The following is a 17,485-nucleotide window of genomic DNA, read 5'->3' on the forward strand; positions in this document are numbered from 1 at the left end:
GACGACACAAAGCCGCGCCGCGGCTGTGATCAATTCGTGACCCAATCGCCATTCATTGGACCGTTCGCCCCCCGGAAATGGCCGCTCGGCGTCGCATTGCCACCCCCTCGGCGTCGGAAACCCGTCCTGTGACGGCTCGACGTGAGCGACGTCGCCGGCCGCGCGACGGGGCACCGACGGGCTGTCGGAGACCGGTCCTACAGTGGCCGACGTGGCAGACCCCTCGACCTATCGCCCCCGCCCCGGCGAGATCCCGACCGACCCCGGCGTCTACCGGTTCCTCGACCGCGAGGGCCGGGTCATCTACGTGGGCAAGGCCAAGTCGCTGCGGTCCCGCCTCTCCTCCTACTTCCAGGACGTGGCGGGTCTGCACCCCCGCACCCGCACGATGGTGTTCACCGGTGCGCGGGTGGAATGGACGGTCGTCGCCACCGAGGTCGAGGCGCTGCAGCTCGAGTACTCATGGATCAAGGAGTTCGACCCCCGGTTCAACGTCAAGTACCGCGACGACAAGTCCTATCCCTATCTCGCCGTCACGATGGCCGACGCGTATCCCAGGGCACAGGTGATGCGCGGCCGAAAGCGTTCCGGGACGCGGTATTTCGGGCCCTATACCCACGCGTGGGCCATTCGCGAGACCCTTGACCTGCTCCTGCGCGTCTTTCCGGTGCGCACGTGCAGCAACGGTGTCTTCCGCCGCGCCGAACAGGTGGGCAGGCCGTGCCTGCTCGGGTACATCGACAAGTGCTCCGCCCCGTGCGTCGGTCGGGTGAGCGAGGCCGAGCACAGGGCCATCGCCGAGGACTTCTGCGCGTTCATGGCGGGGGACACCGGCCGGTTCGTCACCCGCCTCGAACGGGAGATGAAGGAGGCCGCGGGCGATCTCGACTTCGAGCGCGCCGCTCGGCTGCGCGACGACCTCGGAGCCCTCACCAAGGCGCTCGAGCGGTCGGCCGTCGTGCTGCCCGACGCCACCGACGCCGACGTGTTCGCGCTCGTCGGCGACGAGCTCGAGGCCGCGGTGCAGGTGTTCCACGTGCGCGGGGGCCGCATCCGGGGCCAGCGCGGATGGATCCTCGAACGCTCCCAGGGGCTCGACGACACCGACGAGTCCCTCATGGAGCAGCTCCTCGGCCAGGTGTACGGAGACGGCGGGGAGGTGGTGCCGCACGAGGTCCTCGTCTCGGTCGCCCCCACCGATCCCGGCACGGTCGCCGAATGGCTCACCCGGCAGCGCGGCGCCGCGGTCGACCTGCGCGTCCCGCAGCGCGGTGACAAGCGGGCCCTCATGGAGACGGTGAGCCGCAACGCCGGCCAGGCGCTCGGCAGGCACAAGGTCGCTCGCGCCGGCGACCTCACCGCCCGCAGCAAGAGCCTCGAGGAGTTGCAGGACGCCCTCGATCTCGACGAGGCACCGCTGCGCATCGAGTGCTACGACGTCTCGCACGTCCAGGGCACGAACGTCGTCGCCTCGATGGTCGTGTTCGAGGACGGGCTTCCGCGCAAGAGCGAATACCGCCGTTTCATCGTGCGGGGGGACCGCCTCGAGAGCGGTGAGGCCGCCCGGCCCGGCACCCCGATCCACGACGCGATGGCCATGGCCGAGGTCCTCCGGCGACGGTTCCGACGGTATCGCCGCGACGACGTCGACCCCTCGACCGACGTGGCCGCCGCCGTCGGTGCGGTCGGGGACGGTGGCGTCGCGACGACTCCGCCGGCTGCGTCCGAGTCCGCGGCCCAGGGCGGGTCGGGGGAGGTGGCGCCGGTCGTGGCCCCGGGCATCGACCCACGCACGGGTCGCCCGCAGCGCTTCGCCTACGCGCCGCAGCTCGTCGTCGTCGACGGTGGTCGTCCCCAGGTCGAGGCCGCGATGCGGGTCCTCGAGGACATGGGCGTCGACGACGTCGCCGTCATCGGCCTGGCCAAGCGCCTCGAGGAGGTGTGGCTGCCCGGGGAGGAGTTCCCCGTCATCCTTCCCCGGGCGAGTGAGGGGCTGTTCCTCCTGCAGCGGCTGCGCGACGAGGCACACCGGTTCGCGATCACGTTCCACCGTCAGCGGCGCTCCAAGGCGATGACGAGCAGCGAACTCGACGACATCCCGGGACTCGGACCGGCGCGTCGGGCGGCGCTGCTCGCGCAGTTCGGCTCGGTCAAGCGCGTGCGTGCGGCGGGCGTGGAGGAGATCGAGGCCGTGCCGGGCATCGGCCCCGCCCTCGCGCGAGGCATCGTGGAACGTCTGTCGGGGGAGGCGCCGGCGCCCGCGGTCGACATGCTCACCGGTGAGGTGCTCGACGACCCGCCCCTCACCACCGGCGCGTCGTCGCACGCGGCGGTGCAGGATGGAGACCTGCCACCGGACCAGGACGCCGGGACGAAGGCCGTGAGCGACCGCGAGGAGACGACATGACCGATCGGACCACCCCCACGAGTGTCGGCGGCGGTTCGCGTGACCCGCAGGGCGCGGACCCTCACGAGTCGGGCGACTCGGGAGAGTCGGACATGGCCCGATTCGGCGAACTCATCATCCTCACGGGGATGAGCGGTGCCGGGCGCAGCACGGCGGTGCACGCGATGGAGGACCTGGGCTGGTACGTCGTCGACAACCTGCCGCCGAGCATGCTGCCCCAGCTCGCGCGGCTCGTGCACGACAGTCCCGAGGTCCACCGCCTCGCCGCGGTCGTCGACGTGCGCACCCGGGGCTTCTTCACGGCGTTCACGCAGGCCCTCACCACGCTGCGGGAACACGGGCACCACCCTCGGGTGGTCTTCGTCGACGCGAGCGACGAGTCGCTCGTGCGGCGTTTCGAGAGCGTCAGGCGCCCGCACCCCCTCCAGGGTGACGGCCGGTTGCTCGACGGGATCCAGGAGGAACGGATCCGGCTCGCCGACCTGCGCTCGCAGGCCGATCTCCTCGTCGACACGAGCGGCCTCAACGTCCACCAGCTCACCGCCAAGGTGCGGGAGATGCTCGGCGGTGCCGCGTCGGCACGGCTGCGCATCGCCATCGTGTCGTTCGGGTTCAAGTACGGGGTGCCCCTGGACGCCGACACCGTGTTCGACATGCGCTTCCTGCCCAACCCGTACTGGATCCCCGAGCTGCGGGGGCACACCGGGCTCGAGGCCCCGGTCGCCGACTACGTCTTCGCGCAGCCGGAGGCCACCGAGTTCATCGACCGGGCCGTGGACCTCATGGAGCCGATGCTCGCCGGTTATCTCAAGGAGGGACGCCGCTACATCACGCTCGCCGTCGGGTGCACGGGCGGCAAGCACCGGTCGGTCGCCGTCGCCGAGCGTCTCGCCGCCGAGCTCCGCACCCCGGTGATCGCGACGCTGCTCTTCCATCGGGACCTGGGGCGCGAATGAGACGGCACGTCGTCGCCCTCGGCGGTGGCCATGGTCTCGCGGCGTCCCTGTCCGCGCTGCGGCACGTCACCGACAGCGTCACCGCCATCGTCACCGTCGCCGACGACGGCGGGTCGAGCGGACGGCTGCGGCAGCAGTACGACATCCTCCCGCCCGGCGACCTGCGCATGGCGCTGGCCGCGCTCTGTGACGACTCCGAGTGGGGGCACCTGTGGGGGGACGTCCTCCAACACCGGTTCGGGGGTGAGGGTGATCTCGCCGGTCACGCCGTGGGCAACCTCCTCATCGTCGGGTTGTGGGACCTGCTCGGCGACGCGGTCAGTGGGCTCGACCTGGTCGGTCGACTGCTCGGGGCGCGGGGCCGGGTGCTGCCGATGGCGTCGGTGCCGCTGACGATCATGGCCGACGTGGCCGGACTGGACCCGCAGGACCCCGAGGCGATCACCCTCGTCCGCGGGCAGGCCGAGGTCGCGACGGCACCCGGCCGCGTCAAGGAGATCCGGCTCGAACCGGCCCAGCCGCCCGCGACGCCGGAGGCGCTGCGGGCCCTGCGTGAGGCCGACTGGGTCGTGCTCGGGCCCGGCTCCTGGTACACCTCCGTGATGCCGCACCTGCTCGTGCCGCAGCTCGCGGAGGCCCTGCGGGACACCCCGGCGATGCGACTCCTCACGCTCAACCTCGAGATGTCCACCTCGGAGACCGAGGGCTACTCCGCGGCCGAGCACCTCGAGAGCCTGAGGATGCACGCCCCCGACGTCAACATCGACGTCATCCTCGCCGACCCCTGCGTGGTCGACGACCCGGTCGAGCTCGAGGTCCACGCCCGCCGACTCGGCGCCGAGCTCGCGGTCATGCCCGTGGCCCGCACCGACGCCCCCGGTCACCACGACCCCCTCCGGCTCGCCGCGGCCTACCGCGACATCATGGGCCGACAGCCCGGGTGACGGCCGCGCGAAGGGAAAGGGGCGCCGTCCCCCGAGCCCGCCCGACGCACCGTCGCGGGCCCCGCCGAGACGCGCCACGCCGCTGATCCTCCAGCCCCGCAGGGGAGTTCGCGAAGCGCCCCCGGCAGGATGGCAGGATGGCCCCCATGGCGATGACAGCGAAGGTGAAGGACGAACTCTCCCGTCTCGTCGTGACCAAACCCTGCTGCCGCAAGGCCGAGGTGTCGGCGATGCTCCGGTTCACCGGCGGCCTGCACCTCATCGGTGGGCGCATCGTCGTCGAGGCCGAACTCGACACGGCGTCCGCGGCCCGTCGACTCCGGTCGCACATCGCCGACGTCTACGGCATCGAGAGCGAACTGCTCGTCGTCGCGCCCGGCGGACTGCGCCGCACGAGCCGGTACGTCGTGCGCGTCATCACCGACGGCGAGGCACTCGCGCGGCAGACCGGGTTGGTCGACAACCGCGGTCGCCCGGTCCGAGGACTCCCGCCCCGCGTCGTCAACGGCGCCGCCTGCGAGGCCGAGGCCGCGTGGCGGGGTGCTTTCCTCGCGCACGGTTCCCTCACCGAGCCCGGGCGGTCGAGCTCGATGGAGATCACGTGCCCGGGACCCGAGGCCGCCCTCGCCCTCGTCGGTGCCGCACGGCGCCTCGGGATCGCCGTCAAGGCCCGTGAGGTCCGCGGGGTGGACCGGGTCGTCATCCGCGACGGCGACGCGATCGGCGCGATGCTCACCCGGCTGGGCGCCCACGACGCCGTCCTCGCCTGGGAGGAGCGCCGGGTGCGCAAGGAGGTGCGCGCCACCGCCAATCGACTCGCCAACTTCGACGACGCGAACCTGCGCAGGTCCGCACGTGCGGCCGTCGCCGCCGGCGCCCGCGTCGAACGTGCCCTCGAGATCCTCGGCGAGGAGGTCCCCGACCACCTGCGCAGCGCGGGAGAACTCCGCCTCGAGCACAAGCAGGCGAGCCTCGAGGAGCTCGGTGCGCTCGCCGACCCGCCGATGACCAAGGACGCCGTCGCGGGCCGCATCCGCCGGCTCCTCGCCCTCGCCGACAAGACGGCCGCCGACCGCGGCATCCCCGGCACCGAGGCCAACCTCACCGAGGACATGCTCGACGCCTGAGGCCCACCGGAGGCAGGACGTCTCGTCGCCGGCCCGCGCGTTGTGGCGCGACCGGGGGATCGGGCGGGTGTTCGCGACACCCCCGCCGGGGTCGTCGGACACGACATCCACGCACCCGCTATTGGACGAATGCGCACGATTCGCCCATGCGATGGCGCGCGCCGTCGGGGACCGCGCCGACAAACAGGGACCTTCGGACCCCAGACTGGAACGACCAGTGGGTATCCCATAGGGTCGAGGAGTCGTACGAAGGCGTGCGACCTCCGTCCCCGGCGTCGTGAGTTGCGGTGTCGAACACCGCACCGGCGTTGCGAGGTCGAGAACGCAGTTCCTGATCCATCAGAGGAAGGCCTCATCGTGACCGTTCGTGTAGGTATCAACGGCTTCGGCCGAATCGGACGCAACTTCTTCCGCGCCGTCGTCGCCTCCGGCGCCGATGTCGAGATCGTCGCCGTCAACGACCTGACCGACAACAAGACCCTGGCGCACCTGCTCAAGTACGACTCGATCCTCGGCCGCTTCCCGGGCGAGGTCACCTACGACGAGGAGTCGATCACGGCCGACGGGAAGAAGTTCGCCGCCTGGGCCGAGCGCGACCCCGCCAAGCTCGACTGGAAGGGCGTCGGCGCCGACGTCGTCGTCGAATCCACCGGCTTCTTCACCGACGCCGAGAAGGCCAAGGCCCACATCGACGGTGGCGCCAAGAAGGTCATCATCTCCGCCCCGGCGAAGAACGAGGACATCACCATCGTCATGGGCGTCAACGACGCCCTGTACGACGGCAGCCAGACGATCATCTCGAACGCCTCCTGCACGACGAACTGCCTCGCGCCGATGGCCAAGGTCCTCAACGACGACCTCGGCATCGTCAAGGGTCTGATGACGACGATCCACGCGTACACCCAGGACCAGAACCTGCAGGACGCGCCGCACAAGGACCTCCGTCGCGCCCGCGCCGCCGCCCTCAACATCGTGCCCACGAGCACCGGCGCCGCCAAGGCCGTCGCCCTCGTGCTGCCCGAGCTCAAGGGCAAGCTCGACGGTTACGCCCTCCGCGTGCCCACGCCCACGGGTTCCGCCACCGACCTCACCTTCGAGGCGTCCCGCGAGACCTCCGTCGAAGAGGTCAACGAGATCGTCAAGAAGGCCGCCGAGGGCGCCCTCAAGGGCAAGCTCGTCTACACCGAGGACCCGATCGTCTCCAAGGACATCGAGACCGACCCGGCCTCCTGCATCTTCGACTCCGGGCTCACCAAGGTCATCGGCAACCAGGTCAAGGTCGTCGGCTGGTACGACAACGAGTGGGGTTACTCCAACCGCCTCGTCGACCTCTGCGTGCTGGTCGGCTCCAAGCTCTGATCCTGCGCTGAGCCGAGCATGACTCACCCCCGACGCCGGGCGGCCGGACTCCCGGTCGCCCGGCGTCGTCGTCGTTGCGCGAGCACTCCTCGTCTCTGCGCGGAGCACTCCTCGTCGCCACACCCCCGCACCGGCCGTGGCATGACCCGTCCACGGCGTATCCGCCTCATCCTGCACAGGAGCAGTCCATGAAGACGATCGACAACCTCCTCGAAGAGGACCTCCACGGCAAGACCGTGCTCGTCCGCAGCGACCTCAACGTCCCCCTCGACGAGTCCCGTGCCATCACCGACGACGGTCGGGTGCGCGCGTCCGTCCCGACGATCAAGAAGCTCAGCGACGCGGGCGCCAAGGTCGTCGTGGTCGCCCACCTCGGTCGTCCCAAGGGTGCCCCGGAGGACAAGTACTCGCTGCGCCCCGTGGTCGGGCGCCTGTCCGAACTGCTCGGCAAGGACGTCGCGTTCGCCGAGGACACGGTGGGCGAGTCCGCCAAGTCGGTCGTCGCAGGCCTGAAGGACGGCGACGTGGCGCTGCTGGAGAACCTCCGCTTCAACCCCGGTGAGACGAGCAAGGACGAGGCCGAGCGCGGCGCCTTCGCCGACGAACTCGCGGCGTTCGCCGATGCGTTCGTCTCCGACGGGTTCGGTGTCGTCCACCGCAAGCAGGCCTCCGTGTACGACGTCGCGACGCGCCTTCCGCACTACGCGGGCGGCCTGGTCGGCGACGAGGTGACGGTGCTCAAGCGCCTCACCGAGGACCCGCAGCGGCCGTACGCGGTCGTGCTCGGCGGCGCCAAGGTCGCCGACAAGCTCGCCGTGATCGAGAACCTCATGAAGACCGCCGACCGTCTCCTCATCGGCGGCGGTATGGCCTACACGTTCCTCAAGGCCCAGGGCCACGAGGTGGGCACGAGCCTCCTCGACGCCGAGAAGGTCGAGACCTGCCGTACGTTCCTCGAGGAGGCCAAGGCGAACGGCGTGGAGATCGTCCTCCCCGTCGACACCGTCGTCGCGCCGGAGTTCTCCGCCGCCGTGGAGACCGAGGTCGTGCCCTCCGACGCGATCCCGGCGGACAAGATGGGCCTCGACATCGGCCCCGAGAGCGGAAAGCTCTTCGCGAGCAAGCTCACCGATTGCAAGACGGTGTTCTGGAACGGCCCGATGGGCGCCTTCGAGATGGCCCCCTACGCCGCCGGTACCAAGGCGGTCGCCGAGGCCCTCGTCGAGGCGACGAGCAACGGCGCCCTCACCGTCGTCGGTGGCGGCGACTCCGCCGCCGCGGTGCGTCAGCTCGGGTTCTCCGACGACCAGTTCGGTCACATCTCCACCGGTGGCGGCGCGAGCCTCGAGTACCTCGAGGGCAAGAGCCTCCCGGGCATCGAGATCCTCGCAGACTGACCGCCACCACCCCCACGACACCACTCCCCGAGAGGACGACATGGCTTCACGCACCCCGCTCATGGCGGGCAACTGGAAGATGAACCTCGACCACCTGCAGGCGACTCAGCTCGTGCAGAAGCTCGACTGGACGCTCAAGGACGCCGAGCACGACTACGGAGCCGTCGAAGTCGCGATCCTGCCGCCGTTCACCGCCCTCCGCACCGTGCAGACCCTCGTCGAGGGCGACAAGCTCTCGCTCGTCTACGGCGCGCAGGACCTGTCTCCGAAGGACGAGGGCGCCTACACCGGTGACATCTCCGGCGCGTTCCTCGCCAAGCTCGGCTGCACCTACGTGACCATCGGGCACAGCGAGCGCCGCGAGGGCCACGGCGAGACCGACGAACTGCTCAACGAGAAGATCCAGGCCGCCTACCGCCACGGGCTCACCCCGATCCTGTGCTGCGGCGAGGCCCTGGAGATCCGCAAGGAGGGCCGCCAGGTCGACCACGTCCTCGGTCAGATCGAGGCCGACCTCGCCGGCATCCCCGTCGAGCAGGTGAGGACCATCGTCATCGCCTACGAGCCCATCTGGGCCATCGGCACCGGCGAGGTGGCCACCCCCGAGGACGCCCAGGAGGTGTGTGGCGCGATCCGCGGCAAGCTCGCCGAACTCTACGACGAGGCGACCGCGGCCGGCATCCGCATCCTCTACGGCGGCTCCGTCAAGTCCTCGAACGTCTCCGAGATCATGGGCAAGCCCGACGTCGACGGTGCCCTCGTCGGCGGCGCGTCGCTCAAGGCCGACGAGTTCGCCAAGATCTGCGGTTTCGAGACCGCCTGATCCCTCCGGCCCGCCCGGCGCCTCCGCGCCGACGGGGGAACGCCCGGCCGGCCGCCCGACGAGGGCGCGTCCGGCCGGGCGTTCCCGGCTCTTCCCGGGGCTCGGTTACCCTGGAGGACGTGCCCGTTCAGCGGCGTCCCCGAGGCGCCGCACGCGGGCGAGATTCCCGCTCCCGACAGAACAGGCCGCATTCGTGGACGTCCTGAAGATCGCTCTCCAGGTGGTTCTCCTCGCCACCAACGTGTTCATGGTGTTCCTCATCCTCATGCACAAGGGCAAGGGTGGCGGTATGTCCGACATGTTCGGCGGCTCGATGTCGAGCACGATGGGCGGTTCCTCCGTCGCGGAGCGCAACCTCAACCGGATCACCGTGGGCATGGCGCTCGTCTGGCTCGCCGCCATCATCGGTCTCGGCCTCGTCGTGCGCTTCCACGGCTGAGCCCACCCGCGCCGTCGGCGCCACCCTTCCTCGACGAGTTCGCCCGGGCCCATGCGGCTCGGGCGAACTCGTGCGTCCAGGTGACACCGCGAACCCGATCCGGCCTGGCACGACGACCACGCCGTCGGGAACGACGACGGCGACCGGGCGTGGGTCCGCGCGGTCTCACGCGTCGTCGGCGCGTCTCCTGGCCTCATCGCGCCCGAGACGTCGTGCCAGGCGGCGGGAGGCGTCGGGGGAGGGGGCGATCCCCTTGCTCACGGCCTCTCCGGCCGGCATGGCCGCGTCCTCGAGCAGGGGGATGCCCTCGCGCAGGGTGCGCGCGTAGGCGTCGTCCTCGCCGAGGTGGGAGAGCTCGTCGGCCAGACACTCCGCCTCCTCGCGCCGAGCCACGACCAGCCGGCGCGGCGGTTGCGCGGCCTGCTCGAGGGTGGCGACGAGCCCGTCAGGACGGACGAGATCCACCGGACCGCTGCGGCGGTCGAGCCGGACACTGATGAGCCCGGTGCCGGCCTCGGTGCGGGCCCTCACCACCTCACAACGCAGGGCCGAACCGAGCCAGGCGGCGAGCAGATCGGCCGACGCCGAGTCGTAGGCGCCCGCGACGCAGACGCGGGTGACGGGCTCGTAGGGGGGCAGGTCCAGCGCCGCCGCGAGCAGGCCGCGCCACCTCGTCGTCCGGGTCCAGACGAGGTCGCTGTCGCCCGGCGCGTAGTGCCGCGCCCGCTCGCGGATCGCCGTGCTGGGCGCGGGGGTGTGTTCCGCATCGGTGATGCGGCGGCGCGCGATGCGACCGATCGGATGGGCCGAGACGTCGCCCGGGCAGTCACCCGCCCACCACGCGACGACGGGGGAGTCGGCGAGCAGGAACGGCAGCACGACCGCCTCGCTGTGTTCGGTGAGGTCACCGCTCACCCGCATGACGACCATCTCGCTCGCTCCGGCGTCACCGCCGACGCGGATCTGCCCGTCGATCCGGTCCGGACCGCGGCGGGAGCCGTGGACGACCGCGACGATGCGCGAGGGGTGCTGCCTCGTCGCCTCCTCGGCCACGGCGAGGGCCCGCTCCTCCTCGGCGGGGGAGGTGAGCACGACGAGGGTGAAGACGCGGCCGAGGGCCATGGCGCCCACGCCCTCGCGGAGGTCGAGGAGCCTGCGCGAGAGATCACCGACCGAGGTGTCGGGCATGTCGAGGATCACGGGAGCCTCCAGGAGCGTCCGTCGCGGGCGAGCAGGTCGTCGGCCGAGGCAGGGCCCCAGCTGCCGGCCGCGTACGGCTCGGGCTCACCGGATCTCGCCCAGGACGTGGTGACCGGGTCGAGGATGCGCCACGAGGACTCGACCTCCTCGTGCCGGGGGAACAGCGGCGGGTCCCCGAGGAGGACGTCGAGGATGAGTCGCTCGTACGCCTCGGGGCTCGACTGCATGAACGAGCGCCCGTACCCGAAGTCCATGCTCACGTCACGGACCTCGAGCGTGGTGCCCGGCACCTTGGCGCCGAACCGCAGGGTGACGCCCTCGTCGGGCTGCACCCGGATGACGACGGCGTTCGCACCGAGTTCCTCGGTCGCGTCGCGCCCGAACGGGTGATGCGGCGCCGGCTTGAAGACGACCGCGACCTCGGTGACGCGTTTCGGCAGCCGTTTGCCGGTGCGCAGGTAGAACGGCACCCCCGCCCACCGGCGCGTGTCGACGGCGAGGGCCAGCGCCGCGAAGGTCTCCGTGGTGGAGTCCGCTGCGACGCCCTCCTCCTGCTCGTAGCCCGGGACGGGCTCACCGCCCTGCCAGCCCTCGGTGTAGACCCCCCGGGCCGACGCGGTCGAGACCGGACCCGCGAGCCGTGCGGCCTCGAGGACCTTCTGCTTCTCGGCGCGCAGATGGGCCGCGTCGAAGGAGAGCGGCTCCTCCATCGCGATGAGGGCGAGGAGCTGCAGGAGGTGGTTCTGGATGACGTCCCGCGCGGCGCCGATGCCGTCGTAGTACCCCGCGCGTCCGCCGATGCCGATGTCCTCGGCCATCGTGATCTGCACGTGATCGACGTGGTTGCCGTTCCAGATGGGCTCGAACAACTCGTTGGCGAAGCGGAGCGCCAGGATGTTCTGGACGGTCTCCTTGCCGAGGTAGTGGTCGATGCGGAAGATGCTGTCGGCGGGGAACACCGACTCGACGATGCCGTTGAGCTCCTGGGCGCTCTCGAGGTCGTGCCCGAACGGCTTCTCGATGATGACCCGGCGCCACGCGTCCGGATGCGTCCCCTCGGGATCGGCGCCGGCGAGACCGCTGCGGTGGATCTGTCGACACACGTCGGGGAACGCCCCGGGCGGGATCGACAGGTAGAACGCGTGGTTGCCGCCGGTGCCCCGCCACTCGTCGAGCTGGGCGAGCACGTCCGCCAGGTGATCGAACGCGGCGTCGTCGTCGAACGCGCCGGAGACGAACCGGAGGCCGTCCGCGAGCTCCCCCCAGAGCTCCTCGCTGAACGGGGTGCGTGCGTGTGCCGTGACGGCCTCCCGCACGTACTCACCGAACTCCGCGTCGCTCCAGTCGCGCCGCCCGAACCCGACGAGCGAGAAGCCCGGCGGAAGGAGGCCGCGGCCCGCGAGGTCGTAGATCGCGGGCAGCAGCTTCTTGCGGGCGAGATCACCGGTGACGCCGAAGAGCACGACCGAACACGGGCCCGCGATCCGCGGGAGCCGGGTGTCGTCGGGTGCGCGCAGGGGGTTGTGGTCGCGCGAGACGCGCGCCGGGCTCACTCGCCCCGCTCCAGCGCGCGCCGCACCGTCTGCGTGAGCTCCTCCCACGAGGCGGCGAACTTCTCGACGCCCTCGCGTTCGAGGGTGGCGATGACGTCCGCGTAGGCGATGCCGAGACGCTCGAGGTCGTCGAGGACGGCTTCGGAGTCCGCGGCCTCCCCGACGGCGGTGTCGCCCTCGACCTCCCCGTGGTCGGCGAAGGCCTCGAGCGTGGCGGCGGGCATCGTGTTGACGACGTCGCGGGTGACCAGGCCGGTGACGTAGAGCGTGTCGGGGTAGTCGGGGTTCTTGACCCCGGTGGAGGCCCACAGCGGACGCTGCATGTGCGCGCCGTCGTCGGCGAGGGTCTGCCAGCGCGGGGTGTCGCGCACCTCGGTGAAGGCCTGGTACGCGAGCCGTGCGTTGGCGAGCGCGGCGCGCCCCTTGAGCGCCTGGGCCTCCTCCGTGCCGATCTCGTCGAGCCGGGAGTCGACCTCGGAGTCGAGGCGGGAGATGAAGAACGACGCGACCGAGTGGATGCCCGACAGGTCGAGGCCGTGCTCGCGTGCCTGCTCCAGGCCGGTGAGGAAGGCATTGAGGACGCCCCGGTACCGATCGAGGGAGAAGACCAGCGTCACGTTGACGCTGATGCCCTTCGCGACGGCCTGCGTGATCGCGGGGAGTCCCTCGTCGGTCGCCGGGATCTTGACGAGCAGGTTGGGGCGGTCGACGGTGCGCCACAGCACCTCGGCGCTCTCGAGCGTGCCTGCGGTGTCGTGGGCGAGGCCCGGGTCGACCTCGAGGGAGACCCGCCCGTCCACGCCGCCACTGGCCTCGTAGACCGGCATGAACACGTCGCAAGCCCGGCGCACGTCGTCGGTGGTGATCGCGAGGATGGCCTCGTCGACACTCGCGCCGGACGTCGAGAGCTCGGCGATCTGCTCCTCGTACCCCTCGCCGTCGGCGAGGGCCCCGGCGAAGATCGTCGGGTTGGTGGTCACCCCGACGACGGAGTCCTCCTCGATGCGACGGCTCAATTCACCGGAGGTGATGAGCTGCCGCGACAGGTCGTCGAGCCAGATGGAGACGCCGGCCTCGGAGAGAGCGGCGAGGCGGGGGTTGGCGCTCACTTGTCGGCTCCTTCGTGGGTCTTCCCGTCCCCGTCGGTCGGCGTGTCGGCCTCCGCGTCGGTGACGAGTCGCTCGTCGGTGGTGACCCGTGCTCCGCGACGCGCCGCCTCGATGGAGTCCTTGGCGGCGTCGACGACGGCGGAGGGGGTGATGCCGAACTTCTCGTAGAGCACTTCACCGGCGGCGGAGGCGCCGAAGTGGTCGATTCCGACGACGCGACCGGCGTCGCCGACGAACCGGTACCAGCTCATGGGGTGGCCGGCCTCGACCGCCACGCGAGCCCGCACCTCGGGGGGCAGGACGGACTCGCGGTAGTCCTGCGGTTGGTCGAGGAACCACTCGACGCAGGGCACCGACACCACGCGGGCCGCCACGTCGAACTCGGCGAGCTCCTCGCGCGCCGTGAGGGCGAGGGAAACCTCCGAGCCGGTGGCGAGGAGGATGACGTCGGGAGCGCCGTCGGTGTCGGCGAGGACGTAGGCGCCCTTGACCGTGTTCTCGGCACCGGCGAACCGGTCGCGGTCGAGGACCGGCAGGTTCTGCCGACTGAGTGCGAGACCCGCGGGGCGATCGTGCCGCTGCAGGATGCGGTACCAGGCCCAGGCCGTCTCGTTCGCGTCGGCGGGACGGACGACGTCGAGGTGGGGGATGGCCCGCAGCGAGCTGAGGTGCTCGATGGGCTGGTGGGTGGGGCCGTCCTCGCCGAGGCCGATGGAGTCGTGGGTCCACACGAACGTGACCCCGAGCTCCTGCAGGGCTGCGAGGCGCACCGCCGGACGCATGTAGTCGGAGAAGATGAGGAACGTGCCGCCGTAGGGCCGGGTGAGGCCCTCGAGCGCCATGCCGTTGAGGGCCATGCCCATCGCGTTCTCACGCACGCCGAAGTGGAGGTTGCGCCCGTAGGGACCACCGGGCCACATGTCGGTCGTGCGGTCCTCGGGGACGAAGCTCGGCTCGTCCTTCATCGCCGTGTTGTTGGACTCGGCGAGGTCGGCCGACCCGCCCCACAGCTCGGGGACGACGTCCTTGATCGCGTTGATGACCTCACCGGAGGCCTTCCGGGTCGCGATGCCCTTCTCGTCGGCGGGGAAGACCGGCAGCGCCTCGGACAGACCTTCGGGCAGCTCGTGGGCGCGGATCCGGTCGAGCGTCGCCGCGGCCTCGGGGTTGGCCTCCCGCCACGACGCGTAGCGCACCTCCCACTCCTCGTGGGCCTTCGCCCCCCGGTCGGCGACCTTGCGGGCGTGCGCGAGGACCTCGGGCTCCTCCGGGAACGAGGACTCGGGGTCGAACCCGAGGAGCTTCTTGGTGGCCGCCACCTCGTCGTCGCCGAGCGCCGCGCCGTGTGCCTTGCCCGTGCCCTGCAGCGAGGGGGCCGGCCAGGCGATGATCGTGCGGAGGATGACGAGTGTCGGCCTGCCGCGGCGCTTCTCGCCGTTGGTGAGCGCGGCGTAGAGCGCATCGACGTCCTCGACGTAGGGGTCTGCGCGCCAGTCGACGACCTCGACGTGCCAGCCGTAGGCCTCGTACCTGGCCTGGACGTCCTCGCTGAACGCGATGTCGGTGTCGTCCTCGATCGAGATGAAGTTCTGGTCGTAGATCACCGTGAGGTTGTCGAGCTCCTGGTGACCGGCGAGGGAGGAGGCCTCGGAACTCACGCCCTCCATGAGGTCGCCGTCGGAGGCGACGACGTAGACGTGGTGGTCGAAGGGGCTCTCCCCGGGGGCGGCGTCGGGGTCGAACATGCCGCGCTGGCGGCGCTGACCCATCGCCATGCCGACGGCCGTGGCGAGCCCGGAGCCCAGGGGGCCGGTCGTGATCTCGACCCCGCGGGTGTGGTGCACCTCGGGGTGACCGGGCGTCTGCGAACCGAACGTGCGCAACGCCTGGAGGTCGGACATCTCCATGCCGTAACCGGAGAGGTACAGCTGGATGTACTGGGTGAGGCTGCTGTGTCCGCAGGAGAGGACGAACCGGTCGCGACCCAACCAGTCCGGGTCGTTCGGATCGATGCGCATGACCTTCTGGAACAGCAGGTAGGCGAGGGGGGCCAGGCTCATCGCCGTGCCCGGGTGACCGTTGCCGGCCTTCTGCACGGCGTCGGCCGCGAGGACGCGCACCGTGTCGACGGCGCGGACGTCGAGGTCGCTCCACCCCACCTCGCTGCAGCGGGGTGCGGAGAGGGAGGGGTCGCGGCGGCTCGCGAGCTGGTCGGTCATGTGGTCTCCTTCGCCGGAGGGCGCTGTGAGGTGGGGGCGTGGGCGGACGGACGTCGGCCCGGTGGGGCCGGTGGATCGCGGTACCCGCGCCGTGGCTCGTGCTTCTCCGCCGAGCGTATCGGGCGTCACCGACAACGGCATGGGGACGCCCCAGACGCAGCGGCGCGCGACGCGCCTACACTGGGCGACAGCACCGCCCACCTCGGGCCCCCGCACGTGAAGGATCTGGCGACCACATCGTGACCACTCTTCAGCCCGGCCGGAACTCCACCGATCTTCCGTCGACCCCTGGGGTGGGCGAGGAGGGAGTGATCCCCCGTGCAGGTGTGCGCGACTACGTCTCGCTCACCAAGCCGCGCATCATCGAGCTCCTCCTCATCACGACGTTCCCCGTGATGTTCCTCGCCGAGCGCGGCGTCCCTTCGATCCCGCTCGTCCTCGCCACGCTCGTCGGCGGCACGTTGTCGGCGGCCTGCGCCAACGTCTTCAACTGCATCATCGACCGCGACGTCGACCGGCTCATGCACCGCACCGAGGGCCGTCCCCTCGCCACCGGCGTCATGTCGGTGCGCAACGCCGTCGTGTTCGGCGTCCTCCTCGGGATCGCCTCGGTGCTCGTCCTCGGGGTGTTCGTCAACGTCCTCTCGGCGGCGCTGTCGTTCGGCGCGATCCTGCTCTACGTCGTCTTCTACACGATCGTGCTCAAGCGCCGGACCTCCCAGAACATCGTCTGGGGCGGGGTCGCGGGGTGCATGCCCGTGCTCATCGGCTGGTCGGCGGTCACGAACTCCCTGGCCGTCGCGCCGTTCGTGCTCTTCCTCGTCGTCTTCTTCTGGACGCCGCCGCACTACTGGCCGCTCTCGATGCGGTTCAAGGACGACTACGCCGCCGCCGGGATCCCCATGCTGCCGGTCGTCGCCGAAGACACCGGCGTCGCCCGCAAGTGCGTCGCCTACGCGTGGGCCACGGTGCTCGCCTCGCTCGCGCTCATCCCACTGGCCCCCATGGGGTGGATCTACACGGTCGTCGCGCTCGTCAGTGGCGCGGTCTTCATCCGAGAGGCCCACACGTTGCTGGGCCGCGCCAAGGACCCCGCCAACACCACGCTCGCGGCCCTACGCCCCATGCGCCTGTTCCACTACTCGATCAGCTACCTCACGTTGCTGTTCGTCGGCGTCGCCGTGGACCCGTTGCTCTTCTTCCCCCTGCCGTTCTGAGCCCCCGCCGGGGCCCCGACGGAGGGCACGGCGAGCCGCGCGTTCCGGCGGCGCCACCGCTCGCGTCGGCCCCCGGTGATCATCCCGACGGCCGAGGCAGGCCGCGTCAGCTCACCTTGACGGCCACGACGGGGACCCTGGCCTCGAGGAGGATCTTCTGGGCGCGACTGCCGAGGACGAGCTTGCCGACGGGCGTGCGCTGTCGCACCCCGACGACCACGACGGAGACGTCCCCGGAGTTCGCGACGTCGATGAGTTCGCCCGCGACGTCGCGGGAACGCTCGTCGGGTCCGGCGTGCGTGAGTTCCACGCCGTCGATGACGGCGGGCTCCTCCCCGGGACGGCCCTCGAGGTGGAACACGATGAGGTTCTCGCCGCGGCGGGTGGCCTCCTCGAGAGCGAATTCGAGCGCGGCGGCGCCCTCGGCGGTCTCGGCGGAGGCGAGCAGGACGGTCATCGCGGCACCTTTCGTCGCTGGCCCGGCCGGCGGTCGCAGACCCCATGGCGACCTGCGAGGACGCCGCGACCGGGCGTGTGATGCGGGTCTCATCACCCTATGCCCTGAATCCCGCCGGGACGGCCCGACGGGGGCGGTGACCCTGGGGAGTCCCGGGGTCGGACGACCACCTCGTGCCGAGGGGCCAGGTTGCGCAAGGCGAGGATCGACCGCGCGGCGCGGAGTGTGAGCCACGTCTCACCGACTACGCTCTCTGACTACGCTCTCCGGAGACCGAC

General features: G+C 71.0%; 14 protein-coding genes. 9 read left to right on the forward strand and 5 right to left on the reverse strand.

The window, feature by feature from the left end:
* Nucleotides 1–211 precede the first annotated feature (211 nt).
* The 8 genes from uvrC (at nt 212) to secG (ending at nt 9,452) form a co-directional block, all read left to right on the forward strand.
* A complete protein-coding gene (gene uvrC / locus RT054_RS06925) occupies nt 212–2,407 on the forward strand; it encodes an excinuclease ABC subunit UvrC (protein ID WP_313022731.1) in 2,196 nt (731 codons plus the stop codon).
* 92 nt (nt 2,408–2,499) lie between these two features.
* A complete protein-coding gene (gene rapZ / locus RT054_RS06930) occupies nt 2,500–3,363 on the forward strand; it encodes an RNase adapter RapZ (protein ID WP_312718098.1) in 864 nt (287 codons plus the stop codon).
* Nucleotides 3,360–4,307, forward strand: a complete 948-nt coding sequence (yvcK, locus tag RT054_RS06935; RefSeq protein WP_313022732.1) for a uridine diphosphate-N-acetylglucosamine-binding protein YvcK — start codon at nt 3,360–3,362, stop codon at nt 4,305–4,307. The genes rapZ and yvcK overlap by 4 nt, the downstream gene beginning before the upstream one ends.
* A 146-nt stretch (nt 4,308–4,453) precedes the next feature.
* A complete protein-coding gene (gene whiA, locus RT054_RS06940; RefSeq protein WP_312718057.1) occupies nt 4,454–5,434 on the forward strand; it encodes a DNA-binding protein WhiA in 981 nt (326 codons plus the stop codon).
* 357 nt (nt 5,435–5,791) lie between these two features.
* On the forward strand, nt 5,792–6,793 hold the full coding sequence (gene gap / locus RT054_RS06945; protein WP_313022733.1) for a type I glyceraldehyde-3-phosphate dehydrogenase: 1,002 nt from the start codon (nt 5,792–5,794) through the stop codon (nt 6,791–6,793).
* A gap of 188 nt (nt 6,794–6,981) precedes the next feature.
* Entirely contained in the window at nt 6,982–8,190 is a 1,209-nt protein-coding gene (locus RT054_RS06950) for a phosphoglycerate kinase (protein ID WP_313022734.1), read from the forward strand.
* 40 nt (nt 8,191–8,230) lie between these two features.
* Nucleotides 8,231–9,013, forward strand: a complete 783-nt coding sequence (tpiA, locus tag RT054_RS06955; protein ID WP_312718053.1) for a triose-phosphate isomerase — start codon at nt 8,231–8,233, stop codon at nt 9,011–9,013.
* A gap of 193 nt (nt 9,014–9,206) precedes the next feature.
* Complete coding sequence (secG, locus tag RT054_RS06960; RefSeq protein ID WP_312718051.1) at nt 9,207–9,452, forward strand: preprotein translocase subunit SecG; 246 nt, start codon at nt 9,207–9,209, stop codon at nt 9,450–9,452.
* Nucleotides 9,453–9,617: 165 nt separating this feature from the next.
* On the opposite strand, the gene RT054_RS06965 is transcribed toward secG, so the two are convergent.
* From RT054_RS06965 to tkt, 4 genes are read right to left on the reverse strand one after another with little or no spacing between them, the layout of a single operon-like run.
* Entirely contained in the window at nt 9,618–10,652 is a 1,035-nt protein-coding gene (locus RT054_RS06965) for a glucose-6-phosphate dehydrogenase assembly protein OpcA (protein ID WP_313022735.1), read from the reverse strand.
* Nucleotides 10,649–12,205 carry a glucose-6-phosphate dehydrogenase gene (gene zwf, locus RT054_RS06970; RefSeq protein ID WP_312718047.1) on the reverse strand — a complete coding sequence of 519 codons (1,557 nt, stop codon included), beginning with the start codon at nt 12,203–12,205 and terminating at the stop codon, nt 10,649–10,651. Before zwf ends, RT054_RS06965 begins: the two co-directional genes overlap by 4 nt.
* Nucleotides 12,202–13,314 carry a transaldolase gene (gene tal / locus RT054_RS06975; RefSeq protein ID WP_313022736.1) on the reverse strand — a complete coding sequence of 371 codons (1,113 nt, stop codon included), beginning with the start codon at nt 13,312–13,314 and terminating at the stop codon, nt 12,202–12,204. The genes zwf and tal overlap by 4 nt, the downstream gene beginning before the upstream one ends.
* Entirely contained in the window at nt 13,311–15,533 is a 2,223-nt protein-coding gene (tkt, locus tag RT054_RS06980; RefSeq protein WP_313022738.1) for a transketolase, read from the reverse strand. Before tkt ends, tal begins: the two co-directional genes overlap by 4 nt.
* A gap of 239 nt (nt 15,534–15,772) precedes the next feature.
* Between tkt and RT054_RS06985 the strand changes: the two genes are divergently transcribed.
* Nucleotides 15,773–16,750 (forward strand): heme o synthase, encoded by a 978-nt coding sequence (locus RT054_RS06985; RefSeq protein ID WP_396837230.1) that lies wholly within the window; start codon nt 15,773–15,775, stop codon nt 16,748–16,750.
* A gap of 106 nt (nt 16,751–16,856) precedes the next feature.
* On the opposite strand, the gene RT054_RS06990 is transcribed toward RT054_RS06985, so the two are convergent.
* Complete coding sequence (locus tag RT054_RS06990; protein ID WP_312718043.1) at nt 16,857–17,207, reverse strand: universal stress protein; 351 nt, start codon at nt 17,205–17,207, stop codon at nt 16,857–16,859.
* Between the last annotated feature and the right edge of the window lie 278 nt (nt 17,208–17,485).

Source organism: Mobilicoccus sp. (genome assembly GCF_032060985.1).
Classification (GTDB): domain Bacteria; phylum Actinomycetota; class Actinomycetes; order Actinomycetales; family Dermatophilaceae; genus Mobilicoccus.

Coding starts and splice junctions, on each gene's coding strand:
- yvcK (WP_313022732.1), top strand. CDS start 3,360: ATGAGACGGCACGTCGTCGCCCTCGGCGGTGGCCATGGTCTCGCGGCG.
- RT054_RS06990 (WP_312718043.1), bottom strand. CDS start 17,207: ATGACCGTCCTGCTCGCCTCCGCCGAGACCGCCGAGGGCGCCGCCGCG.
- rapZ (WP_312718098.1), top strand. CDS start 2,500: ATGGCCCGATTCGGCGAACTCATCATCCTCACGGGGATGAGCGGTGCC.
- tpiA (WP_312718053.1), top strand. CDS start 8,231: ATGGCTTCACGCACCCCGCTCATGGCGGGCAACTGGAAGATGAACCTC.
- whiA (WP_312718057.1), top strand. CDS start 4,454: ATGGCGATGACAGCGAAGGTGAAGGACGAACTCTCCCGTCTCGTCGTG.
- RT054_RS06950 (WP_313022734.1), top strand. CDS start 6,982: ATGAAGACGATCGACAACCTCCTCGAAGAGGACCTCCACGGCAAGACC.
- tkt (WP_313022738.1), bottom strand. CDS start 15,533: ATGACCGACCAGCTCGCGAGCCGCCGCGACCCCTCCCTCTCCGCACCC.